We start from the raw sequence: 24,476 nt of genomic DNA, 5'->3' as shown, positions 1-24,476 counted from the left end.
TTGATGTGCGGACTTTTTAATTTAGATGATTTGAGTTTCAATATTGTTTGCTTTTGCATGTTTTTGTAGTAATGAAACAGCAAAGTTCATTGCTTTTTGCAAATCAATATCTCCCTGAAAGCTTAAAATGATCATTAAAAATTGTGTACAGTTCTTGGTGATGGCTGTACGATTAGAATCGCTGGTAGGACTTCCAAAGGCTCCTAATTCATCTCTGAAAATGGGTAAGAATTCAATATTTAATTCTCCACGTCCTATTCCTTTATAGGGTTCATTTTTCTTGCCAATTCCTAACTGAACCTCACCATTTATTTTCTCTGCATTGTAACCACCAATAGAAAACCCACTGCTAATCGAAACTAGATTTAGAAGATCTACAACATTGTTAATTTTGTATAATCCTTTGCCACTTGCAACTCTTCTTAGTAAAGACTCGGCAGACGGTCTATATCTGCTTGGATCTTTCCCAATTTTTCGATAGCCTAATTTTGTGCTTTTTACACTAGGTAGTTGTCTTATTTTTTCAGAATCCAATTCCTTTTCCTTTCTCTCAATGAACTCATTGATTTCTTTCCAAAGTTCTGGACAATTCTCAAGTGTTTCAACATCACATTGAATAACTCCTAGTTTAAGATCAGGCCATATACTTTTAAGTTCCTCCTCAATTCTAATATTTATCATCTTTTACCTATTAAATTTCAGAATGGTTAAATCCAACGATCAAAAATAGGAATTATAAAATGATATTTTCTGTGAATCTTTAAATTATCTTATCATAAATTTTTTTGGCGATTGAATATTTTTTAATTTTAATGGAAAGCGATAAAATCATCTGAAATGACAAAGAAAAATGTCCTAATAACCGGAGCAATAAAAAGAATTGGAAAAGAAGTGGCCGAACATTTGGCAGCTAAAGGATATAATATTGCATTGCACTATAACTTATCTAAAAAAGAAGCCCTCGAATTACAGGCAAAATTGATCAATATTTATCCATTACAAAAATTCAAAATATTTCAATGTGACTTAAGCGATGAGTTAGAATTAGAACAATTGATTGATAGGGTGATGAAGTACTTCAAGCGATTGGATGTACTGGTAAATAATGCTTCGGTTTTTGATCCTGGAGTAATTCGCGAAACAGATGTAAAACTTTTGAACCTACAGATGGATGTGAATTTAAAAGCTCCATTCATTCTGTCACGAGATTTTGTTTTAAATAACAATAAGGGATTAGTTATTAATTTTTTGGATACGAGAATTTCAGGATATTCAAACTCTCATGCAGCTTATAGCATTTCTAAAGTAGGATTAGCACATCTTACAAAAATGATGGCATTGGAATGTGGTCCAAACATACGAGTAAATGGAATTGCTCCAGGTGCGACATTACCTCCTAAGGGAAAAGGAGAGGAATATTTAAAGAATTTGGCCAATAAAACTCCGATGAAAGTACCTGGTGGACTACGGCCAATTCTTCAATCGATAGATTACATTTTGGAAAACGAAAACTTAACCGGGCAGATATTGTACTGCGATGGAGGAGAACAACTCTTATAAAATTAGATTATGGCAATTATTCGCGTTAAAAATTTACTGATTAGAACATACATTGGATTTAATCCTGAAGAACTAAGAAACAAACAGGATGTGGTAATTAACATGAGCATTAAAGCCGATGTTAGTAAGGCCATTAAGAATGATGATGTTGACAACTCGTACAATTACAAGGTGATTACGAAAAAGGTAATTGCTTTGGTACAGGAAGGCAAATTTAAAATGCTTGAAAACTTGACTCAGCAGGTTCTAGATTTGATCATGAAAAATCCCAATGTGGAGTGGGCAAAAGTTGAAGTGGATAAGCCACATGCGTTGCGATTTGCTGAATCTGTATCTATAGAACTTGAAGCGAACCGAATATCTAATTTATAAAAATATGAACTCGTGTATTATTGGAATAGGATCAAATATAAATCCTAATGAAAATATCAAAAGGATGTTATGTTTGCTCGCAAAAGATCATAGGGTGGGAAAGCACTCGTCTTGGATTAGAACTGCTCCAATTGGCATTACCGATCAGGATGATTTTATTAATGGAGCAGTTAAAATTGAAACACAACATGATATCGATGAGTTTCGAAATTACTTAAAACGACTTGAGGATAGGATGGGGCGCGACAGAAGTTTACCCAAATTTGGTCCAAGAGTGATTGATCTTGATATTGTAGTGTGGAATGGAGAAATCATAGATGAAGATTACCATACTAGAGATTTTTTGCGTGATTCGGTAAATCAATTGCTTGATTGAAAATGCTGAAGAAGTAAATCTACCAACTTGATATCGGCCGGAGCCCAATCTAGGTTTTCTAATTCATTGAAATGTACCCACTTGATATTTTGGTGTACTATTTTTTGAAATTCGCCAGATACATGTTCAACAAAAAATGCTTTTAGGCAAACGATTTTACTGCCATAATTGTGAGTGTTCTCGCCCAGAAAGCCTGTTACTCTTGATTGAATGCCAAATTCTTCATGAAGTTCACGCACCATGCATGCTTCAGCAGTTTCGTTTGCTTCGATTTTTCCACCAGGAAATTCCCATTTCAATCCTAAATCATCGTGGTGATTTCTTTGTGCTACCAAAATAAAATCACCTTTTTGGATAATTGCTGCAGTTACCTGAATGGGTTTCATTCTGAATCCTTTTGTTCAGAATGAATTTCGTCCAGCAAATTGGCAGCCAGTTTTACCAGGTTTTTGCATGACATTGAGTAATTAAACCTGATATCGAAGCAAGTCAAATAATCTGATTTTTCTTGAAATCTTCTGGTGAACTCCTCTTTTAAATCAGGATTATCTTTAATCAGTTCCAAAGCAGCATAGTAGGCTCCACAGTATCCATTGGGTGCTTTACCATTACCATATTTGGCAAGCTCAACGATTTGATTGTTTGTGATTTGGTATTCCTCCTGAAATGCTTTAAATATTGCTTGTGCACAATTGTAATATCCCGGAGGTTTATGAAAATATTTTAAAGCGGCATCTGCTTTTGTTCTCTTATGGAAAAAACTCATTACAAAGGTTCAAGTTGGTTATCAACAAATGTAGCGGTTTCCAAGATCAAACACCAATTAAATTAGGTCTTTTAGAACATGAAATTTATCATGTTTATATAATAATCAAGAAAAAATATTATATTTAACAATGTTTAATATGTAATTTGAATTATAGTTTAAGTGTAGTTAAATCTTTAGTCGTATGAATAAAATTAATCCATGGGCTTTTGGAATTGTATTTCTTTCTCTTATTGCTTTTTATGCATGGAATGGTTTTAAATTTCCAATCTTTTTTGGGGATGAAACATGTAAGCAGGATGCGGTGATCTATGATACAAAAATACATACCGTTTCTTTTGGTGGACAGGTTAATTGGAAACAGACAGTAAGATATTTTTATAGCGTGGATAATAACTGGTATGATGGTTCCTATACTTTAAAAGGGGGACAATCAAGACAAAAAATTGGAAACCTGATTTCTCTTGAAATTTCAAAATTGCAACCAGAAAAACATAGGGTTAGAGCATTTTATAAATTTGGCAGGAATGCTGGTGATATCGATAAACATTTTGAGACTAGGCAGTTATCTGGTTATAAAAAAATTAATCTTACCAATCGTGTCTTTAGTCTAATTGATTTTAGTGTACAGGAAGATTCGATATCCCAATATTATGGAATTATCCATGTAAGAAATGACTCAATTAAAGAATTGGTGCCAATTATTCATTATTATAAATCAAAAACATATTTAGAGTATCAATTAATTGATGAGACTTTAAGGAGTGAATTTCACAATAAGTATCAAATTATGGAATTCCAAAAAGATGAAAAATCAATCCATTTGAAACCTTTGGAGGAAACTTTTTATAAATCCTGATCGTTTTTAGATATCCAACTTTTTCTGTAGTAAGTTTATTTTTTGCTGCAAACCAAGTGAGAAGTTGGTAGAATTTTCGGCTACAAAACGAAATATAATTAAAGATTTCTCATAATATTCGTTTGCAAGTGTTTTTTGTTCTTTAGCATTCTGTATTTCAGCTTCAGCATAAAATAATTCTGCTAACACCTGCAAATGTTCATCGGTATAGTTGTGTTCTTGCAATAAACTGTTGGTAAGTTTATCTTTTGGCAAACTCCTAAAGAAAGAAGCATCTTCTTTAAGAAAATCACGATATGCATTCTCAAGAATCTGAGATGCTTTTTTTGTGTTCTTTTTTTTCAATAAACCTAAAATTAGAGCGATCAATTCACCAATCATCTCAATCATTCTTAAAACATAGTCTCTTTGATACATTTTTCTTATTTAAATTTTAACCGATGAACCTAAATTGGGGCAAAGTTCTTTTCTCCAAATTTACAAAATACAAAATTACATCCTACTTATTGTTATGTGATAGTTTTAAAAAATATAATAGCATAATATGTTTGACTTTTAATTAATTCTATTGTTGAATATCAAATTTGTTTAGATGATATGATAAATGTATATTTAAGTCATAATAATTGATATGAATATGAAAACGACAGTTTGTTTATTGGCATTTGTATTGGTTTCTCTTTCAGGTTTTACACAAGTATTAAATGATGAGGATTATTTAAGCAAGTGGCAAGAATATAAAGAACAAAAAGCTCCTTTTAATTTTGATGTAAAAAAGGAAGAGATTATAATAGAGTGTTTTAAGGAGTTTGATAAGTCAAATTTGGGTAATTTAAACTACCAGAAAGAATCGTTTACTGTTGGACAGGAGATAATTGGAGTTGCCTTACATCTGACAGAAGCAATTTATGAAAGTGTTCGATATCACGAACGAATAGCCCAGGATCCAGCCAAATATTTTATTCCGGGTTATTATACAAATACAAGAGATTTCATGAAATAATTTTACCTTTGTCAACACGTTAGGGGTGCTTGAATCATTTATTCAGGCTGAGATTTTACCCTTTTACCTGATCTGCATAATAGTAGCGTAGGGAAACGATTTGTCTGATATAAATTATTACCATATAGATATAACCGTTTCACTTTCGTGGAGCGGTTTTTTTGTTTCCTACTGTTGTGCACAATACTTAAAACAAAAGCATAAAATGGGATCAAAATTTAATCAATATGCATCGGATTATGATGCATGGTTTTTAGAAAACGAAAATGTTCTTTATTCGGAAGTAAAATTAGTGGCACATTTCTTAGAAAATGCAGGAGATGTATTCTCGGTAGGATGTGGAAGTGGACTATTCGAAACCATTTTGGACAAAGAATTTGGCATAAGCATTAAAAATGGAATTGAACCATCAGAAGGAATGGCTGCTCTTGCCAAAGAGCGAGGCTTAAATGTTGAAATTACTACTGCCGAGGAAATGGAATTGGGAGAGGAGAAATTCGATACGATTCTATTTAATGGTACACCAAGCTATATTACTGATTTACAAAAGGCTGTTGATAAAGCTTATGAAGCGCTACGTCCAGGAGGTAAAATTGTAATGATTGATGTACCAAAGAAAGTTCGTATGGGGTTCTTTACAATTTGGCCAAATCAGTAGGTACTTGGGAGCATGAATTATTAGGAGGAGTTCATCCCAGGGATCCATATCCAATAGAATTGGTAAAAGTTGCCAAGTGGAGAACGACTTTGGAGAAAATAGAAATGATTAAAAATGCTAACTTTAAGGATCTTCAATTTGCACAAACACTAACAAAGCATCCTCTGTATTCGAATCAGGTGGCCGAAGAACCAATTGAAGGATATGATTGTGGTGATTATGTTGCGATTTGTGCTGTTAAAAAATAGAAAGATGAAACGAGCATGATTAAAATAACTATTAAAGACTCAATACAATGATTATTTTAATCTTGAGGCTTCTATCTAACCTAAAATTATTAAACAAATGAATCACAAAGTAATTGTAGAAAACCTGGAAGCAATCAGAAAAAGTTCTCCTTTGGTGCACAACATTACCAATTATGTGGTGATGAATAATACCGCAAATGCACTTCTTGCCATTGGGGCTTCGCCTGTGATGGCACATGCTCAGGAAGAAGTGAAGGACATGGTTGGCATTGCTTCGGCATTGGTTCTAAACATGGGAACTTTATCAAAGGAATGGGTTGAATCAATGATTATTGCTGGATTGAGAGCTAATGAAAGTAAAATTCCAATTGTATTTGATCCTGTAGGTGCGGGCGCTACACCTTACCGCAATGAAATAGCCACGAGAATTATTAACAATTGCAATCCAGAAATTATCAGAGGAAATGCATCTGAAATAATGGCTTTGGTAAATCAGGAAATGAAAACCAAGGGGGTTGATAGTGTTGAATCTACGAGTTCAGCAATCGATTCTGCAAATATTTGGCTCAATTGCACGAATGTATTGTGGTAGTTAGTGGAGAAGTAGACTATATCACAGATGGTAATCGAGTTGAAAATGTTGCCTTTGGAACTTCGATGATGGAAAAGGTAACAGGAATGGGATGTACGGCAACTGCCATATTAGGAGCTTTTGTTGCAACCAATAGTGATATGTTCGAAGCAGCTGTTAACGGAATGACTGTAATGGGAATAACTGGAGAATTGGCAACAGCGAAATCTAATGGACCTGGAAGCTTGCAAATGAATTTCTTGGACTGTTTGTATAATCTAAGCAAAGTTGAAATTGAACAAGCATTTTGTACGGTAGAATGATAAGGGAAGATTTAAGTTTATATCTGGTAACAGATAAAGAACTGGCCAATGGGAAAGCCCTTGAAGATATTGTTGAAAAGGCAATAAAAGGAGGTGTTTCTATGGTTCAAATTCGCGATAAGAATTCTTCTACCAGAGAATTTTACAATCAGGCTTGTGCAATTAAGAAGATTCTGGAGCCATATAAAGTACCTCTAATTATAAATGATAGACTAGATATTGCTTTGGCAGTGGATGCAGATGGTTTGCACATTGGTCAGAGTGATTTACCTTTTGATGTAGCACGTAAGATTTTAGGGGCGAAAAAAATTATTGGACTATCGGTGGAGAATATTGAACAGGCAAAGCAAGCAAACCAGCTAGATGTTGATTACATTGGTTTATCGCCAGTATTTTCTACTCAAACCAAAAATGATATTGCCAAGCCATTGGAACTAGGTGGAGTGGAGGAGATTATGAGTTTTTCCAAGCATCCAGCTGTGGCTATTGGTGGTATCAATTCGGCAAATACAGCAGATATTATTAAGGCTGGAGCCGATGGAATTGCTGTTGTTTCGGCGATTGTTTGTGCAGAAGATCCGCGCAATGCAGCAAAAGAACTGAAGGAAATCGTTAACAAGAGTTTATCACTAAAAGCAATTGATTCATGAAATGGTCAGAAGAAGCCTGGAGAAGAATTGAAGGAATTTATACACAAATACTAGAGCATCCTTTTATAATTGAACTGATGAGTGGTGAACTGGACAAAGAAAAATTTAAATTTTATTTGACTCAGGATTCACTTTATTTGGCAGAGTTTGGTAAAGTGTTGGCTGGAATTGCTGTTAAACTGGAAGATTCGGAGCAAAGAAAAGACTTTTTAAACTTTGCCAGTGATACCGTTGCGGTTGAGCAAGCATTGCATCAGTTTTATTTAAAAGATAAAAGACAGAATGGTAGCGTATCACCTTCTTGTCTGCTTTACACCTCTTTTATTCATAAGCAATTGGCTACCGCCTCGGTTGAAGAAGCCGCAGCAGCTGTCTTGCCTTGTTTTTGGATTTACAAAAAAGTGGGAGATTATATTCTGAAAAATCAGGATCGAAAAGACAATCCATACCAAAATTGGATAGATACCTACGGAGGTGAAGAGTTTGCGATTGCGGTTGAAAAAGCAATAAAAATTTGTGATCATCTGGCTGTGCATACTTCCATAGAGAAGAGAAAGCGAATGTGGAATGCTTTTGTTAAAGCATCTAAAATGGAGTGGATGTTTTGGGATAGTGCCTATAAAAAGGAAACATGGCCTGTTTAAAATAAATGTTAAAAAATGAAATATAATAGAGTACTAAGCATTGCAGGAAGTGATTCTGGCGGTGGAGCAGGAATACAGGCTGATATTAAAGCCATTTCGGCATGTGGATCGTATGCAGCCACTGCTATCACTGCAATAACAGTACAAAATACTGTGGGCGTGAGCAATGTGCATGCAATTCCCAATCAGATATTAGCAGAGCAAATAGATGCGGTTTTGAGTGATATTGGTGCTGATGCCATAAAAATAGGAATGTTGCATTCTTCGGAAACCATTCATGTTGTAGCCGATGCTCTGAAAAAATATCAAATCAAAAATGTGGTTCTCGACCCCGTAATGTTGGCAACCTCGGGTGATAAGTTGTTGTTGGATGAGGCCATTACAACATTAAAAAAGGTGCTGATACCAATGGTGAAAGTGATCACGCCCAATATTCCTGAAGCAGAAATTCTTCTGGGAAGACAAATCCCAACACAGGAAGATGTGTTTGAATGTGCTGCTGAGTTGGCGAATCAATACGAGGTTTCGGTATTGCTTAAAGCTGGGCATTTGAATGAAGATGAGTTGATTGATGTATTTTACGATTTTGAAAAGCAGGAATGTGTAGAGATGAAGTCGAATCGATTGATAACAAAAAATACTCATGGTACAGGGTGCACCATGTCATCAGCATTTGCTGCTTTTCTGTCGCAGGGGTGTGATCTTCAGGAATCTGCTAAAAATGCCAAAGATTACATCAATAATGCAATAATTGCCGGAGCAGATTACGAAATAGGAGAAGGGCACGGACCTGTAAATCATTTTTACCATTTTTTGGAAACATGCAAGCAGTAGGCACTTTTACAAAAGAACTTTGGGAAGCTGCTTTCCCTTTATATCAACAATTAATTTCCTGTCGCTTTGTTACCGAACTGGCGGCAGGTACTTTAAGCAAAGAGAGTTTCTCTCATTATCTTACTCAGGATATTCTATATTTGAAAAAGGATGCCGAAGCGCTTGGAATGGTAGCAGCAAGAAGTCAAAATGATACGAATAGAGATTTCTTTAAAAGGCTTGAAAAAGATGGATTAGAGGTTGAGTTTGTGTTAAGGGATGAATATTTAAAGCATTTTAATCTGCAAGAGGCAAGAGTTCAGTCAAAGGCTTTTGCCGATTATTCCAATTTCTTGTTGAGTCATGCACAGAACTCACCTATAGAAGTAGCTTATGCTGCATTATTACCTTGTTTTTGGGTTTATGGTGCTGTTGCAAATACCATTATTCAAAAGAATGTTAGCAGTAATCCTTATCAGAAATTTATCGATACCTATACTGGTGATGAGTACCAATATTACACTCAAAAATTTATCGAAATAGTTGAGAGCAATTCTGTTGAATCAGAACATAAAGTGCAAGTAAAAGAAGCTTTTGTTGAAGCCTGTAAACATGAATTAGCTGTTTACGAAGAATCTTACGATATTGCTTTAAACTTAATCGTGAAGTATGAAAATAGACCATAAAACAGCATTGTTATTAATCGATCTTCAAAAAGGATTTGAAGATATTGAGTATTGGGGTGGAGGAAGAAACAATCCGGATGCAGAGCTGAATGCCTCAAAAATTCTAAAAGTCTGGCGCGATAAAGGATTGCCGTTATACCATATTCAGCATTGTTCTACTACCCAAGGTTCACCTTTGGAACCCAATATGCCTGGTAATGAGTTCATGGAATTGACAAAACCAATTGAGAATGAGCCCATCATTCAGAAGAATGTAAATTCTGCCTTCATTGGAACTGATTTGAAAGAGCAACTCGATGAAAAAGGGATCACAAAATTGGTGATTGTTGGTCTAACTACTGATCATTGTATTTCTACACAAGCAGAATGGCTGGGAACTTTGGCTTCGAAACCTATTTAATCGAAGATGCGCTTGCCACCTTCGATAAAATAGGAGTGAATGGAGAAAAATATCCTGCTCAGCTGATTCATGATACTGCATTGGCCAGTTTGCATGAGGAGTTTGCAATGGTAATTCAAACTTCAGATCTAATGAAATTGCTTTAAAATTTTTAGTATAAAAGCAACTACGTTTGCATAGATCATGTAACTACCTTTACATAGACAATGTAATTACCTATACATGGTCAAGGGAACTACCTTTACAGGGGCATGTTATCGACTTATACAGGGTATTGTAAAATATCATCAACTTTTATTCTTTATATTCTAAATAGTCCTTTACAAAATACACCCAATCATCAAGTCTGTCAAATAATTGTAATGTTGGTTCCAATGGGATATGAATATCTGGTGCAATTCCAATATTATCAATTGGATGATCAGGTAATCTTCTTGAACGTGTAGCTGGCAACCATAGTTTGTATTTTCCTGAGGGTAATTCTTTTGGCGTTATATTGGAATAATCTAAAACTCCAGCTGTATTTTCATTTCCAAACAAAATGACTTTTGAACTGTTCTTGGCAGTTAAAAGAAATTGTTCTGCTGAGGATGCATTTCCGCTATTTATTATTATGCCTACATTTTTAGGATAACTATAAACCGTATCGCGTTCAATTTTAGTGTCACCTTCGTGAAAAGGCTGGATTACAAATCCACCAACCTTTTCTTTCATTTTTTTTAGCAGAACATTAGCCCATTCCTCACCGCCTTTTTTTATATGACCTTTCTTTATTGCGTCTTCCCAATCTTCAATAATTCCTTTTGTGGAATACCATTCGACACCTTTACTTTCATATGGATTGGTGTAAATCAATTCTGCTAATTTTCTATAATAATTGTCTTGACCTCCACCATTGTTTCTAATATCAACGATTAAATTAGGTCTTTTAGTAATTTCATTCCAATGTTTTTCTACTAAATCATTGGCAGTATTCGTATAAAAACCAGGGACTCTCAAATAAAAAGTACTATCGTTTAGACTCAGAGCTACTGGATATGTATTTAAACCATTTGGATGTTTAGGGATGTATGATCGCAAAAATGCCATATCGGCTTTCTTATTTGCAGTTTTTCTGACAAACCTGGTATCATTGTGAACTTCAAGAACCGAATTGTTTAATAATAAGGATGCTTCTTCTTGGCGAGGTTTAAAACCTCTGTTATTTCGGTATGTGGTTAAATCAAATTCGTTGTTCTTTTTTTCAATAGCCTCAAAAATAATTTGATTTTTCTCATAACCACGCAGATCTATTGAAATGGCAGTGTATTTATGAAGCTCTTTTTTTACAGCAAAACTTCCTCGATATCCAATCCAAATTCCTTCAATTGCTTTGGGTGTTTTCTGCAATGAATCCAAATTGAATTCTGCATATTTTCTATTGTAAGATTCTCTTTTACTTGAATTTCTAATTTTAGATACCCGTAAATGATAATCTTTAAACCAAGCCGTATAATCTTTCAAATATTTATAACAAGAATCAGGATATTGGATCATCATTTTCCTTGTTTTCTTTTCCAGTTTTTTTAATTCTTGAATATTCTCGTCATTTACTTTATCAGAATATCCAGGGTAGTCATTCTTAATTTTGTTGATAACGAAATCAAAATCGGATAGGTGGTTTTGATCTTGTGCTTGACAATAAATGAACCAAGAAGAAGGGAGGTTGTTATTATGAATTGTTTCATATGTATTTATTTTATTGTTTATTCACTTTAGGCAAGGTGAATAAATTAGAAATTCATTAAACTCTTAATTTTATCGTGATAATTCTTTCCACTTGTGATTTTGGTTTGCCTTACATCATTAAGTTGAAGAATATATCGTCCTCCCAGGTATCGTTTTATTTCTTTTATATACATGGTATTTACGATACAGGATCTATGAACACGTAAAAAATTTTCATCTAACTTTTGTTCAAGGTAGTTCAAACTATGATCAATAATGAATTCCTTTCCTTCATTATTATTTATGCTGACATATTTATCTTCAGCTTTAAAATGAGTGATGTCTTCAATGGCGACAAAAGCTACTCGATCTCCTAGCTTAACTGGAATTGAGCTCAACTTTTTTTTTGTAATTGTACTGAACTGTTTTGCAAGAATTTCTTCCAGTTTACTTAAATTATTTTCCCTTTCGATGAGCCCTAGTTTTGCAATGGTTTTTTCCAAACGTTCTTTTTTTATTGGCTTTAAAAGGTAGTCAATGCTTGCAGTTTCGAAAGCCAAAAGAGCATATTCATCGTGTGCAGTACAAAAAATCACAAGAGGTTGATGATGCAGTTCCTTTAGTATATCAAAACCTGATTTTTCTGGCATTTGAATGTCTAAGAAAATTAAATCAGGTTTCAATTGGTTAATCATTTCAATTGCCTGCTTGCCATTGCCTGCCTCTCCAATAATTTCAACTCTGTCATTATGTGGAGCTAATAAGTTGATCAAACGCAGTCTTGCCAGTTGTTCGTCATCAATTACGATTGATTTGTATTTAGTTTTCATGTGATAAAGGTTTTTGTGAAAGTGGCAGGCTTATGCAAATGTGTTTGTTGGGCTGGTTCTGCCATGTGATTTTTGCTGATTTTTCGTAAATAATTTCTAATTTTTCATACAGACTTCTTAGGCCATAACCAGAAATTGGAGTGTCAGGGAAATCCGGACCATTATCATGAACTTTAATCGTCAATTCATCAGCTTTCTTTTTGATTTCCAATTTGATTTTGCCTTTATCTTGAATTTTCGAAATACCATGTTTTATGGAGTTCTCAATAAGTGGTTGTATCAAAAAGCGTGGAACCAAACTGGTTTCAATTTCTTCATCTATATCAATCTGAAAATCTAATTTTTCGCCAAAACGTACTTTTTCTATTTGCAAATAGGTTCTAGTGATTTCAACCTCCTTTTTTATTTCAATTATATCCTGATTGTTGTGGTTTATTGCATATCTAAAAAAATCAGATAGCTCAAGAGCCATATCTTCAGTTTTTTCTGGGCTGATATGGGCAAGTGTTGCAATCGAGTTTAATGAATTGTATAAGAAATGCGGGTTAATTCTTGAATGTAATGATTGAAGTTCAGCCTTGGTTTTTAATAGTTTCAATTTTGACAACTCCATATCTCGAAGTCTGATTTCTTGTATGTTTTGAAAATTGGTGAAGTTAAAAATCAGCCTAAAGCAAACTACCATGATTACAATTGTCATTTGCTCAAAACTCAATTCCCAATTCCAAAAAGTTTTATACGATAAACTTAAAGGCAAAATATAAGAATATCCAATAAAGAAGAAATAGGTAAAAACGGATGTTGTCACCGATTGTTTGATGAGCTTGGTTGAGATCTTTTGAACTTTGAATCTTTTCTCGATTAGATAAATGAATAACAATTCAAAAAATAACAATACTTGTGTTAGCAAAACGATTTTTAGAATGTCTGGCAAGGCAATGAATTTGTATGCAGTAAATCGTTGGGAAAGCAGATAAAAGAAAAGTATGCAATTGATGATCATAAAACCTTGTTTTACAAACTCTTTCCAATTTTTTGATTCGGTTTTAATCAAATGGAATTTTAGGAGTAAGAGCAGAGAAACAAATCCTAGTATAATTGCGATTGCTTCACTGGCAAAGCGAATTCTATCTCCAAACCGATAATAATAATAGTCAATAAGCGAACCATTAAAATTGGATTTAAACTGACTGTAAAAATCTTTTGAATATAGTTTTTGTATCAAAAATTGATCTACTTCAGTAAAACTTGTTTTATCGGGATCAACTTCATTAAATATACTTTGTGATATGCTTATATCTTCATGTGGGTTGTGCTGCTTTGCAGTTAAACTACTAATCAAATAATATTCTAAATATGGTTTTCGTACAGTTTGCTCCATATCATCAAATGAGAATTGATGCTCTTGAGATGTAATGGTTCCATACTTTTGTAGACCATAAAAATTATGAATTTTTCTAGCTCCAGTTCCACTTCTTATCCATAAAGTGATATTAGGGAGAGAATCATTGAGTTCAATGTTTACAGTATTGATAAGAGGTTTTACTTTTTCGATTAATTGTTGAATACAAACAGAATCTTGTTTGTTAAAACCCCCTTTAAGATGAACGCGAATATCTTTTTCGAATCGATAAGCTTTGGCATTTGGTGGTAAAATTTTAGCACGGATAAAGTTCCAGTATGTTTGTTCCATATTTGGGTGAATTTTATTTGATTGCCCAAATAGTAAAACTGGAGCTAAGTTGCTTAATAAAAATAGAACTACTAATATTTGCCTCATAGTTTATTGTTTTAAAGATTTCAAGATTAAAGAAGCCTTTAGAAGCTTAAAACTACAAGATAAATCGGATAAAGTATGTTAATATTCCGATAAACAGATTATTTTTTGTTGTTAAATCATAACAAGTAAATAAGTACTTATTTTTTTAATGCCTCCCACAAAATCTCAACTGGATGCTGTGCTTCACGCTCAGTCGCATCTTTAATCTGATGACGACAGGAAGTGCCTGAAGCTGCAATTAAAACAGATTGTGGTGTTTTTCGAACTTCCGGGAGTAAAATTAACTCGCCTACCTTTTTGCTTAAATCGTAATGCTCTTTTTCGTAGCCAAAAGAGCCAGCCATACCACAACAACCTGATTTTATCTCCACAGCGGAGTAGTTTACAGGAAAACTCAAAATCTCTTTAATTGGTAGGGAAGAAGCCAGTGATTTTTGATAGCAGTGAGCATGGAATTTAATCTCTTTTGCTTCTGTGGTAAATTGATCTTGGGTGATGTTGCCTTTTTGCATTTCATTGTGCAGAAATTCTTCAATCATGAATACATGACTTGCCAATTTCTTGGCTGATTCGCGCATGTTTTCCGGAACCAAATCGATATATTCATCTCTGAAGGTAAGAATAGCTGAAGGTTCTATCCCAATTAGAGGAGTTTCTTCGCTAATGATATCTTGCAAGAGGTTTACATTTTTAATGGCAAGGAATTTGGCCTTTTTCACCAATCCTTTAGAAAGATAAGTTCTCCCACTTTCTGCATGTTTAGGTATAATTACATCATATCCAAGCTTTTGAAGTAACTCAATGGTTTTGATTCCAATGGGTGTATCATTGTAATCGGTAAATTCATCGGCAAATAGATAAACTTTTCTTTTTGATTCAATATTGCCATTATTGGAATGCCATTTTTTGAGTGTTGTATTATGCAGCTTTGGTATGCTTCTCTCTTCTGCAAATCCCAAATTCCGTTTTACCATTTTTCCAATTACCGGATGCTGATTCACAAAATTGAGAAGGGAAGGAGCATAGCTACCCAATTTATTTATCCTACTGATATTGGCAATCAGTTTGCTTCTTAAAGGAACAGGATTCGAATCGTAATACTGTTGCAAAAATTCAGCTTTAAGCTTGGCCATGTCTACATTCGAAGGACATTCAGATTTACAGGCTTTGCAAGAAAGACACAAGTCTAAAATGTCGTACAATTCTTTATGATCGAATGGATTCCTCTGTTCTGAATTGCTAATGAATTCTCTAAAAAGATTTGCCCTGGCTCGGGTACTTAGCTTTTCATCTAAACTGGCCTGGTAACTTGGACACAAAGCTTTCCCCGTTAAATGAGTGTTTCTGCAATCTCCAGAACCATTGCAGCGCTCTGTTGCACGAACAATTCCCATATCGGACGAGAAATCAAAATAGGTATTTATTTCTTTGGTTTCCTGATTGGTTCATAACGCAAATGTGTATTCATTTTCGGCGTATCAACTATCTTTCCAGGATTGAAAATATGGTTAGGATCCCAAGCGTTTTTGATATCCCGAAGAAGCTCATAATTCTTTTCACCAATCATTACAGGAATAAACTCTCCTCGCAAGCGTCCATCGCCATGCTCTCCACTTAAGGATCCTTTGTATTTCTTCACAAGCTTGGCAGAATCTAAGCCAATAGCATGGAACTTTTCCTGATCGCCTTGATCTTTTAGGTTTAATACTGGTCGCAAGTGAATTTCTCCACTACCAATATGAGCATGAAATACACAGCTGATATCGTGTTTTCTCATCAACTCCTTAAATTCTGCAATGTAATTATATAATACCTCTGGCATAACCGATGTATCTTCGATAAGGGAAACAGGTTTGGCATCGCCAGGCATATTGGAAAGAACTCCTAAAGCCGATTTTCTCAAATCCCAAACTCTTGCAATGTTATCGGCTCCTGTAACCATGGGAAAATGATATCCTAAGGAACTGGCTTTGAAATCATCTTCCATTTTATTTGCAATCTCTTCGATTTCAGCCTTTGTTTCTCGTGCGAATTCTATAATCAATAAAGCTCCGGGATTTCCTTTTAGGAAAAACCTGTTTTTTGCTTGTAGAATGTTTCCTTCTGTAAGTTTAAGGATTTGATCATCCATAAGTTCTACCGCACCAGGTTTGTATTTTAGGGCAATAAGATTACCTTGAATTGCTTCTTCAAGACTTTCGAAGTGGGCGCATATTAAAGCTTTTTCTTTTGGAGGAGCTGGAACGAGGTTTAACTTTATTTCAGTCGTAAAAGCCAAAGTTCCTTCTGAACCAGCCAGCAGTTTACTAAAATTAAATTGGTCGCCGCCCTTTGTATACAAATTAGACTCGAGCAAAAGGTCAATTGCATAACCAGTGTTACGCCTTTTAATATTTATATCGGGATATTCTCGTCGAATACCTTTCTGATTTTCCTGATTGGAAAGGATGGAGTGTATATTATTATATAGTTTGGATTCTAAATTGGAGCCTGCACACTTTTGCTCAAATTCATTTTTGTTCAGATCTCCAAATACAGCTTTGCTTCCATCACTTAAAATGGCACTTACTTCCAGGGTATGGTCTCGAGTACTTCCATATATAATAGAGTGGGAGCCGCAGGAGTTGTTTCCGAGCATACCGCCCATCATGCATCGCCCCGAGGTAGAAGTTTCCGGACCAAAAAACAAATTGTAATCTTTTAAATACAGATTCAGTTCATCCAAAATGACCCCTGGTTGAACTTTTACCCACTTTTCTTCGGTATTTAGCTCTAATATTTTCGTAAGATGCTTTGATATATCTACCACAATTCCCTTCCCAACAACTTGCCCGGCCAGGGATGTTCCGGCTGCTCTGGGGATTAATGATAATGATTCCTGATTGGCAAACTGAACCAATGTTTTGATATCCTGTTCATTTTTCGGATAAACAACTGCCAAAGGCATTACTTTATAAGCTGAAGCATCTGTAGCGTATAAAATTCGTGTTGTATTATCGGTAAAAACTTCTCCTGAAATTTGTTTCTGCAATTGGATAAATCGATTCGGATGATTATCGGTGTTCATAGTAAATAAGCCTGTTTAAAGCAATTTTAGTGTAAGTGTGATTCTCAAAAATTGAAGTTACATTTTTATTTTAGAACCGAGCCTTATCAAGAATGATTATTTATTAAAAAAATGAAGCCAAAACTGACAAAAATTATGAATTTAGAAATCTACAGTTTACTTTTTATTCCTAAATTTGCAATGTCGAGATTACAAAACTGATTAATATATTGATCTACAATGGACTTATTGCAAAAGATTAAGGAAAACGCCAAATTACACAACAAGAGAATTGTTCTTCCAGAGGGAACAGAGGAGAGAACTTTGCAAGCAACAGATATCTTATTAGAGGAAGGTATTGCGCAAATTATTTTGATTGGAGCTCCTGAAGAAATCAAAGGAGAAGCTAATCGTTTAGGATTGAAAAATATAGATAAGGCAATTATCGTTGATCCTAAAAGTCATGAAAAAATGGAGCTTACGCTGAAATTTTGGTTGAATTAAGAAAGAAGAAGGGGATGACCATGGAACAAGCTATGGAATTGGTTCAAGATCCTCTTTACTTGGCTACCTTAATGATTAAGGCTGGTGATGCTGACGGAGAAGTTGCAGGTGCATTAAATGCAACAGGAGATGTATTGCGTCCAGCTTTCCAAATTGTTAAAACCATGCCAGGTATTTCGGTTGTTTCTGGTGCTTTCATTATGATTTTGAAAGACAAAAACTACGGAGATGATGGTATGATGGTATTTGCTGATTGTGCTGTTCATCCAAACCCAACAGCTAGTGAATTGGCTGAAATTGCAGTTGCAACAGCGAAAACTACAAAAGCAATTGCTGAAATGGAACCTCGTGTTGCAATGTTGAGCTTCTCAACTATGGGATCAGCAAAACACGAAATGGTTGATAAAGTTGCAGAAGCAACTCGATTGGCAAAAGAAATGGCTCCGGAATTCCAGATTGATGGTGAAATGCAAGCTGATGCTGCAATTGTAGAAGCTATTGGTGCTAAAAAAGCTCCAGGTAGCAAGGTTGCTGGTAAGGCAAATGTATTGGTATTCCCAACTTTGGAAGTAGGAAACATTGGATACAAATTGGTACAACGTTTAGCAGGTGCTGAAGCAGTTGGTCCAGTTCTTCAAGGTATGGCAGCTCCGATTAATGACCTATCAAGAGGATGTTCGGTTAGCGATATCGTAAATCTTGTTGCGATTACTGCAAATCAGGCAGCAGGAATGTAAATGAATATTAAGTAGTAAAATCCAAACTTAACAAATAAACATAAAAATCTAATGAACGTTTTAGTTTTTAATTGCGGTAGTTCTTCTTTGAAATATCAATTGCTAAACATGGGTGATGAGGCTACATTGTTAGCTAAAGGTCTAGTTGAAAGAATTGGTCTAAAAGAAGGAATATTAACTCACAAGCCAGAAGGAAAAGATAAATTTGAGTTGGTACAGGATATTCCAAATCATAGCGTAGGTATTGATTTGGTATTGAAGGCGTTGGTAAGTCCAGAGCATGGTGTAATTTCTGATTTGAAAGAAATTAACGCTGCGGGTCACCGTGTTGCACATGGTGGTGAGTTCTTTAAAGACAGTGCATTAATCGACGAAAAAGCTAAAGAAAACATAGCAGCTTGTTGTGAATTGGCTCCACTTCACAATCCAGCTAACCTTGAAGGAATTCTTTCAATGGAAAAATTACTTCCTGGTTTACCACAAGTTGCTGTATTCGATACATCATTCCACCAAACTCTTCCTGCTGAAGCATTTATGTATGGATTGCCATACGAATGCTACGACAAGTACAGAGTTCGTAAGTATGGTTTCCACGGAACAAGTCACAAGTATGTTGCAAGCAAAGCTTGTGATATCTTAGGATGGAATATTGAAGATAAGAAGATTGTTAGTTGTCACTTAGGTAACGGTGCTTCTGTATGTGCCATTGATGGAGGTAAATCAGTTGAAACTTCAATGGGATTCACACCAAATGAAGGTCTTTTAATGGGTACTCGTACTGGTAACCTTGATTTAGGTGCGCTTCTTTATATTGCAGAGAAGAAAAATCTTTCTATCGAAGAGACTAATAAATTAATTAACAAGCAGTCTGGTTTAGCTGGTATTTCAGGAATTTCATCAGACATGAGAGACCTTGAAATTGCGGCTGAAGGTGGAAACGAAAGAGCTCAATTGGCTTTAGATATGTTCGCATACAGAGTGAAGAGATTTGTTGGTTCTTATTCTGCATCAATGGGTGGTGTTGATTTGGTTCTATTTACTGGTGGTATCGGTGAAAATGATTCTGTTTCTCGTGAGAAAATCATTAAAGATTTCGGTTACCTGGGATTGGAATTTGATGCTGAGAAGAACGATGGTCTTCGCGGAAAAGATGCTGTTATCTCTAAAGAAGGATCAAAAGTAAAAGCTATGGTTGTAACTACCAACGAAGAATTGGTAATTGCTTCTGATACTCAAAGAATATTGAACGGATTGAAATAAGATATCCTTAAGATATAATTTTTAAAGCCTGGCGAATAGTCAGGCTTTTTTTCTGAAAGTCTTGGATGGTTGAAATAGTAAAAGATTCTGAAATTCAAGACCAAATTAATTAATAACGATAAGGTAATTCTAAATCCGCATTCACACAATAACAAATAACGTAAAATTTTCATTGCTGCAGGTGATTCTAATTTATTCTGCTTTTTTTTATGTTACTTTTTTTTAAAAAAATGGCTTGCAGCTTTTGGAGCGGTATCTTGTAGTAAATATCAATGTATCAATCATTTTTAAGTGCATATAGAACGTCACGAAGTGTGCGATTCATGATTAAAGGCATAAAATTACATGTGAAATTTGCATCTGATTTGATGAATAGTCGATTTTGCCGTATTTTACTGTAACAAATTAGGGTGATTACCGTTTAGAGCATTGAAAACTCACTGAGTTTGCGTGAATTCTTTTAATAATGACTATATGACCAAGCTGCTACCTTTTTGTAAGCTTTTGATTACAATACTTCTGCTAATTGTGTCCTGTGAGATTCACGCTCAGAGAACAAACTTTCGATTTCATGAATACAATAGGCAGAATAAGTTAAACGAAGAGCTTGTTAAGTATACCGTTCAGGATTCACTTGGGATTTATTACTTTGCTACCGATGCAGGTGTATATTCTTTGATTAATGATAATTTCTTTCTATATGAAGTTCCAAAAGGAAAATCACACTATTTTAAGGAGTTAATCAGGCTGAAAAGTGGTAATTTACTGGCTTTATCAGATGATGCAATTTACAAGATCAATCCTTCTTTTGAATCAAATGATTTGGAGTTGGTACTTGAATGTAACTTGGATCCGGTATCTCCAAAGTATCCAAAACATGTTTTTGAGGACAAGAAACAACAGGTTTGGATTTCAGATTACAATCATTTGTATCGATTAAATAATGGTACGGTTGAGAAGTATCATATGGATGAACAAAACCTAACGAGTTCTTATGCGAGGTCTTTTCAGTTCTTGGAGTGTGATAATGGCAATCTTATTGTAGTTTCTCAAAGGGGCTGGTTTTATAATTTTAATCAGAAAAGTAATTCATTTGAAAAGTCATCATATCAGCCAGGTTTTTTGGTTCACTCTTCATTTAAAATTGGTTCCAATGAATTTTTATTGGGTACATCTCAGGGGATCATAAAAATAATTTTTGATTTTAAAGGTAGGGTCGTTCATACAGAGACCATATCAAAGGATATTATTGCTTCCTGTTTTGAACAGATTGATCAGAACCGAATAATTGCAGGAACTTGGTTTCAGGGATTGGTTGAAATAGAATTGAATAAAAAGCACAAATTTTATCCTGTGGGAGGATTTTCATATTTCACAGTAAATGATATATATAAAGATGATTTTGGTAAGTTTTGGGTTTCTACAAATTCTGGAGTAATTGTTATGGAGAAGAAGTTCTTTACTTCCCAGTTTCTTACTGCAAATTCAGAATATATAGCCAATATAAAAAAATCGCCTGATGGCAAATTGATTTGTGCTGGCAGAAGTCATTTGTTTAAAGTTGTCGATGAACAACATATTGATAGGATTGATATAAAGTTTGAAGGATCTTTAAATGTATTTCAGCAATTTGAGGAATATACTTTAATAGGAACCGAACAAGGACAACTATTATTGTATTTAAGAAATGAATTGCTTAAAACCATACAAGTTAGTTCTCAAAGTATATCAGAAATCGAATTTGACAATGCTGATATTGCCTGGGTGGTTGCAGATAGAGAGTTGTTTCAGGTAAATTTAGATGATGGTACAATTAAAAGCTATTTCGAAGATTTTAATGAAAGAAGAATCGTTCAGGATCTATTTTTGAGTCCGACTAATTCATTATTTGTTGGTGGTGAATATCAGTACTCCTATTTGTATCAATACAACCGGAATAAAGATAAGTTTGAAAATATTAGTGTAGGTATACCTAATGTTGGTAATACGGATTTTTGGATTCGTGATATGTGGGTAGCAAAGGATACTTTATACCTTGGAAGTTCTTCTGGATTGTATAAATATTTCGACTCTGGCATTACGCAAGTTAATCTTGCCGAATACAGCGATAGCGAAATTAATGCGGTTGTGGTCGATCAGTTTAATGCATTGTGGGTCACAACCAGTCACGGAGTTATTCGAAAACGCAAAGATGAAGTCTCGTTATTTACTCCAGAGCAAGGATTACCATCAAAAACTTTTACCGTTGGAAACTTATTAATCGATGGTAAGGGATTTCTTTGGGTTGGCACATCTAATGGTTTGGCTTATGCTCGAATTACTGATATTATACCCAATACACCTAAACCAATTGTGCATATTGCTAAAGAAGAGTCTTGGTTTATTCAGCCGAATAGTTTTCTTGAAGTAACTTCAGGCTCAATGTTATTAATGGATGTAACCGCTATTATTTATCCTCAAAAGCAAAATCAGTTTCAATACTGTGTGATGAGGGGAGATGATAAAATAAAGGATTGGAAGGCCCTTTCGGATAAGAATCAGGTAATTGTATCAGATTTGGATCCGGGGAATTATGAAATTTGTATACGTTGCAAGCATGAAGGAAACTACTCTTGGAGTGAAAATAGGGTTATACCATTGCGAGTGAATCAGGTTTGGTATCTACGTTGGTACACCATTCTCACCGAAATGATTCTCATTCTATTGATTGTGTATTTATCAAGTCAATACAGTAAACGAAGAGCACGGCAGCAAATGATCGATCTGGAGAGAATTGTTTCCGAACGTACTGCTCAGCTTCAAGATGCCAACGAGAATTTGCTATTGGCCAATAAAGCAAAAGACAGATTCTTGTCAATTATAGCCCATGATTTAAGAAACCCATTTAATGCCATTCGTGGATTTTCAAAAATGCTGATACGCGATACTGATATGTTATCTGAAGAGGAGAAAAAGGAACTTACCGAGATGATATATAAAAGTTCGGATGATACCTTCAAGCTTTTGGAAAGTTTATTGGAATGGGCGAATGTTCAGAAGGGAAAATTTAAACTAAATAGGGTAGAATTCGATTTGGCTGAGGTCTTACAAACAAATCTGGAACTTCATAAAAGTATGTCTTCATTAAAGAATATTAATGTAAAGGGAGATTTTAAAAGTTTAAAAGTAAATGCTGACAAGTCAATGGTTGATACTATTATCAGAAACTTGATGTCGAACGCAATTAAGTTTTCCCATGTCAATCAAACCGTTTTGTTAAGTGCGATTGTGAAAGATAACTTTGCCATTGTTCAGGTGAAGGACGAAGGAGTAGGAATGACAGAGACTCAAGTTAAAAATCTGTTTAAAATAGATACTATAGTTGCCAGTGAGGGAACTGCGAACGAAACTGGAACTGGTTTCGGTCTGATGTTGAGTATGGAGTTTGTTCAAATGAATGGTGGACAAATTTGGGTAAAAAGTGCTAAAGGAAAAGGAACTTCGTTTTATTTTTCGATTCCACTATAGTATATACAAAGTCAGTTATCAATCATGTTTGCATATTAAACTTTTCTAGCATTGTTTAATATTTCTAAAATATCACATTGTTATAATAATTCTGTTATTTATAATTAATCGTAAGTTTTATATGCAGTATTAGATGTGATTCGTAATTATTTCATATTTTTGCCTTACAACTAAATCAAGGGGAATTAATTCCTTAAACAACACTAAAACATATAAAGAAGATGATTACACGTTTGGAGCAAATCATTGACGTTCTGAAAAGTAACGAGAAAAAGCGTTTGGTAGCTGCTTATGCTAACGATGCTCATACAATTGAAGCTGTTAACAATGCTGTAGAAAAAGGGATTGTTGATGCTACTTTGGTAGGTGATGAAGAGACCATTAAGAAGACTTGTGCTGAGCACAATATTGATGTTACTAAATTCACTGTAGTACATGAGCCAGTTGAAATAAAAGCTGCTCAAAAAGCAGTTGAGTTAATTCGCAACGGCGAAGGTGATATGATTATGAAAGGATTGGTTAGTACGGATAAGTACATGAAAGCAATCTTAAACAAGGAAACTGGATTAATGCCTCCAAAAGCTGTTTTGAGTCACGTTACAGTAATGGAGAATCCAAACTACCACAAATTATTGGTTTGTAGTGATGTTGCTGTTATTCCTCAGCCAGATCTAAATCAAAAAATTGCATTAACAAACTACGTAATCAATGTTGCGAGAGCTTTAGGTATCGATACTCCAAAAGTTGCATTGGTTGCTGCTTCAGAGCAAGTTTTACCAAAAATGGAAGCTTGTGTTGATGCAACGATTATCTCAAAAATGGCTGATCGTGGTCAGATTAAAAATGCTTATGTTGACGGTCCTTTGGCAATTGATGTTGCTATCGATAAGGAATCAGTGGAGATTAAGAAACTAGAATCAAAAGTTGCTGGCGATGCTGACTGTTTGGTATTCCCAAATATCGAGTCGGGTAATGTTTTCTACAAGACAAATACCAAATTAGCTAAAGCTGAACTTGGTGCATTTGTAGTTGGCGCAAAATGTCCAGCTATTCTTTCATCTCGTGGTGATAGTGTTCTTACAAAATTATATTCGATTGCTTTAGCAGCTTTAGTTGCTTCAAAATAATATATTTCATGTAGAGACGTACGGCCGTACGTCTCTAACTATTTAAACT

General features: G+C 34.7%; 25 protein-coding genes, 2 pseudogenes and 1 riboswitch. Of the genes and pseudogenes, 18 read left to right on the top strand and 9 right to left on the bottom strand.

Annotation, left to right across the window (positions count from 1 at the left end):
* Positions 1 to 21: 21 nt before the first annotated feature.
* Positions 22 to 681, bottom strand: a complete 660-nt coding sequence (locus JCM15579_RS11950) for a B3/B4 domain-containing protein (RefSeq protein ID WP_054720386.1) — start codon at positions 679 to 681, stop codon at positions 22 to 24.
* A 156-nt stretch (positions 682 to 837) separates the two neighbouring features.
* Between JCM15579_RS11950 and JCM15579_RS11945 the strand changes: the two genes are divergently transcribed.
* Genes JCM15579_RS11945 through folK form a run of 3 tightly spaced genes read left to right on the top strand, consistent with a single transcriptional unit; the run spans position 838 to position 2,308 of the window.
* On the top strand, positions 838 to 1,560 hold the full coding sequence (locus tag JCM15579_RS11945; protein ID WP_054720383.1) for an SDR family NAD(P)-dependent oxidoreductase: 723 nt from the start codon (positions 838 to 840) through the stop codon (positions 1,558 to 1,560).
* A gap of 9 nt (positions 1,561 to 1,569) precedes the next feature.
* Positions 1,570 to 1,932, top strand: coding sequence for a dihydroneopterin triphosphate 2'-epimerase (folX, locus tag JCM15579_RS11940; RefSeq protein WP_054720381.1), 363 nt, complete (start codon positions 1,570 to 1,572; stop codon positions 1,930 to 1,932).
* 4 nt (positions 1,933 to 1,936) lie between these two features.
* A complete protein-coding gene (gene folK, locus JCM15579_RS11935; RefSeq protein WP_054720380.1) occupies positions 1,937 to 2,308 on the top strand; it encodes a 2-amino-4-hydroxy-6-hydroxymethyldihydropteridine diphosphokinase in 372 nt (123 codons plus the stop codon).
* On the opposite strand, the gene JCM15579_RS11930 is transcribed toward folK, so the two are convergent.
* The gene (locus tag JCM15579_RS11930; RefSeq protein ID WP_054720378.1) at positions 2,293 to 2,694 is read right to left on the bottom strand and encodes a (deoxy)nucleoside triphosphate pyrophosphohydrolase; all 402 of its coding nucleotides are present in this window, start codon (positions 2,692 to 2,694) and stop codon (positions 2,293 to 2,295) included. The genes folK and JCM15579_RS11930 overlap by 16 nt on opposite strands.
* Positions 2,691 to 3,074: a C-GCAxxG-C-C family (seleno)protein gene (locus JCM15579_RS11925; protein WP_054720376.1), complete on the bottom strand. Its 384-nt coding sequence runs from the start codon at positions 3,072 to 3,074 to the stop codon at positions 2,691 to 2,693. Before JCM15579_RS11925 ends, JCM15579_RS11930 begins: the two co-directional genes overlap by 4 nt.
* A 184-nt stretch (positions 3,075 to 3,258) precedes the next feature.
* On the opposite strand from JCM15579_RS11925, the gene JCM15579_RS11920 reads away from it, so the two are divergent.
* The gene (locus JCM15579_RS11920; RefSeq protein WP_054720374.1) at positions 3,259 to 3,933 is read left to right on the top strand and encodes a hypothetical protein; all 675 of its coding nucleotides are present in this window, start codon (positions 3,259 to 3,261) and stop codon (positions 3,931 to 3,933) included.
* A 6-nt stretch (positions 3,934 to 3,939) separates the two neighbouring features.
* Here the strand turns inward: JCM15579_RS11920 and JCM15579_RS11915 are convergent, their stop codons facing one another.
* Positions 3,940 to 4,350: a hypothetical protein gene (locus JCM15579_RS11915; protein ID WP_054720372.1), complete on the bottom strand. Its 411-nt coding sequence runs from the start codon at positions 4,348 to 4,350 to the stop codon at positions 3,940 to 3,942.
* A 220-nt stretch (positions 4,351 to 4,570) separates the two neighbouring features.
* Between JCM15579_RS11915 and JCM15579_RS11910 the strand changes: the two genes are divergently transcribed.
* From JCM15579_RS11910 to JCM15579_RS20835, 10 genes and pseudogenes are all read left to right on the top strand, one after another.
* Positions 4,571 to 4,936, top strand: a complete 366-nt coding sequence (locus JCM15579_RS11910; RefSeq protein WP_157471450.1) for a hypothetical protein — start codon at positions 4,571 to 4,573, stop codon at positions 4,934 to 4,936.
* 11 nt (positions 4,937 to 4,947) lie between these two features.
* Positions 4,948 to 5,047, top strand: a riboswitch (TPP riboswitch).
* Between the two features lie 94 nt (positions 5,048 to 5,141).
* Positions 5,142 to 5,594, top strand: coding sequence for a class I SAM-dependent DNA methyltransferase (locus JCM15579_RS20845; protein WP_218186155.1), 453 nt, complete (start codon positions 5,142 to 5,144; stop codon positions 5,592 to 5,594).
* Entirely contained in the window at positions 5,579 to 5,842 is a 264-nt protein-coding gene (locus JCM15579_RS20840; protein WP_218186154.1) for a hypothetical protein, read from the top strand. The genes JCM15579_RS20845 and JCM15579_RS20840 overlap by 16 nt, the downstream gene beginning before the upstream one ends.
* Before the next feature lie 97 nt (positions 5,843 to 5,939).
* Positions 5,940 to 6,736: pseudogene (gene thiM / locus JCM15579_RS22315) on the top strand (hydroxyethylthiazole kinase).
* A complete protein-coding gene (gene thiE / locus JCM15579_RS11895; RefSeq protein ID WP_054720368.1) occupies positions 6,733 to 7,386 on the top strand; it encodes a thiamine phosphate synthase in 654 nt (217 codons plus the stop codon). Before thiM ends, thiE begins: the two are co-directional and overlap by 4 nt.
* Positions 7,383 to 8,030: a thiaminase II gene (gene tenA, locus JCM15579_RS11890; protein WP_054720366.1), complete on the top strand. Its 648-nt coding sequence runs from the start codon at positions 7,383 to 7,385 to the stop codon at positions 8,028 to 8,030. The genes thiE and tenA overlap by 4 nt, the downstream gene beginning before the upstream one ends.
* Positions 8,031 to 8,045: 15 nt before the next feature.
* Complete coding sequence (gene thiD / locus JCM15579_RS11885; RefSeq protein WP_054720364.1) at positions 8,046 to 8,864, top strand: bifunctional hydroxymethylpyrimidine kinase/phosphomethylpyrimidine kinase; 819 nt, start codon at positions 8,046 to 8,048, stop codon at positions 8,862 to 8,864.
* Positions 8,852 to 9,529: a TenA family protein gene (locus tag JCM15579_RS11880; protein WP_054720362.1), complete on the top strand. Its 678-nt coding sequence runs from the start codon at positions 8,852 to 8,854 to the stop codon at positions 9,527 to 9,529. The genes thiD and JCM15579_RS11880 overlap by 13 nt, the downstream gene beginning before the upstream one ends.
* Positions 9,513 to 9,929 carry an isochorismatase family protein gene (locus JCM15579_RS11875; protein ID WP_218186153.1) on the top strand — a complete coding sequence of 139 codons (417 nt, stop codon included), beginning with the start codon at positions 9,513 to 9,515 and terminating at the stop codon, positions 9,927 to 9,929. Before JCM15579_RS11880 ends, JCM15579_RS11875 begins: the two co-directional genes overlap by 17 nt.
* Entirely contained in the window at positions 9,896 to 10,075 is a 180-nt protein-coding gene (locus JCM15579_RS20835) for a cysteine hydrolase family protein (protein WP_218186152.1), read from the top strand. The genes JCM15579_RS11875 and JCM15579_RS20835 overlap by 34 nt, the downstream gene beginning before the upstream one ends.
* Before the next feature lie 148 nt (positions 10,076 to 10,223).
* Here JCM15579_RS20835 and JCM15579_RS11870 read toward each other — a convergent pair whose 3' ends face one another.
* From JCM15579_RS11870 to JCM15579_RS21485, 5 genes are all read right to left on the bottom strand, one after another.
* Positions 10,224 to 11,468, bottom strand: a complete 1,245-nt coding sequence (locus tag JCM15579_RS11870) for a S41 family peptidase (protein WP_054720360.1) — start codon at positions 11,466 to 11,468, stop codon at positions 10,224 to 10,226.
* Between the two features lie 233 nt (positions 11,469 to 11,701).
* The gene (locus JCM15579_RS11865; protein WP_054720358.1) at positions 11,702 to 12,466 is read right to left on the bottom strand and encodes a LytR/AlgR family response regulator transcription factor; all 765 of its coding nucleotides are present in this window, start codon (positions 12,464 to 12,466) and stop codon (positions 11,702 to 11,704) included.
* A complete protein-coding gene (locus JCM15579_RS11860) occupies positions 12,456 to 14,159 on the bottom strand; it encodes a sensor histidine kinase (protein WP_172677424.1) in 1,704 nt (567 codons plus the stop codon). The genes JCM15579_RS11865 and JCM15579_RS11860 overlap by 11 nt, the downstream gene beginning before the upstream one ends.
* 224 nt (positions 14,160 to 14,383) lie before the next feature.
* A complete protein-coding gene (locus tag JCM15579_RS21490; RefSeq protein ID WP_245625885.1) occupies positions 14,384 to 15,640 on the bottom strand; it encodes a (Fe-S)-binding protein in 1,257 nt (418 codons plus the stop codon).
* A 26-nt stretch (positions 15,641 to 15,666) separates the two neighbouring features.
* Positions 15,667 to 17,313 (bottom strand): FAD-binding oxidoreductase, encoded by a 1,647-nt coding sequence (locus JCM15579_RS21485; RefSeq protein ID WP_245625884.1) that lies wholly within the window; start codon positions 17,311 to 17,313, stop codon positions 15,667 to 15,669.
* A 219-nt stretch (positions 17,314 to 17,532) separates the two neighbouring features.
* Here JCM15579_RS21485 and pta point away from each other — a divergent pair.
* The 4 genes and pseudogenes from pta (at position 17,533) to JCM15579_RS11835 (ending at position 24,427) form a co-directional block, all read left to right on the top strand.
* A pseudogene (gene pta, locus JCM15579_RS11850) lies at positions 17,533 to 18,533 on the top strand (phosphate acetyltransferase).
* 51 nt (positions 18,534 to 18,584) lie between these two features.
* Complete coding sequence (locus JCM15579_RS11845; protein ID WP_054720355.1) at positions 18,585 to 19,793, top strand: acetate/propionate family kinase; 1,209 nt, start codon at positions 18,585 to 18,587, stop codon at positions 19,791 to 19,793.
* Between the two features lie 474 nt (positions 19,794 to 20,267).
* Positions 20,268 to 23,300, top strand: coding sequence for a sensor histidine kinase (locus tag JCM15579_RS11840; RefSeq protein ID WP_054720353.1), 3,033 nt, complete (start codon positions 20,268 to 20,270; stop codon positions 23,298 to 23,300).
* 221 nt (positions 23,301 to 23,521) lie between these two features.
* Positions 23,522 to 24,427, top strand: a complete 906-nt coding sequence (locus JCM15579_RS11835; RefSeq protein ID WP_054720351.1) for a bifunctional enoyl-CoA hydratase/phosphate acetyltransferase — start codon at positions 23,522 to 23,524, stop codon at positions 24,425 to 24,427.
* Positions 24,428 to 24,476: the final 49 nt, after the last annotated feature.

The sequence above is a fragment of the Marinifilum fragile JCM 15579 genome (assembly GCF_001310955.1).
GTDB classification, from domain to species: Bacteria; Bacteroidota; Bacteroidia; order Bacteroidales; family Marinifilaceae; genus Marinifilum; species Marinifilum fragile.
This window is presented reverse-complemented; position numbering and strand designations above follow the sequence as displayed.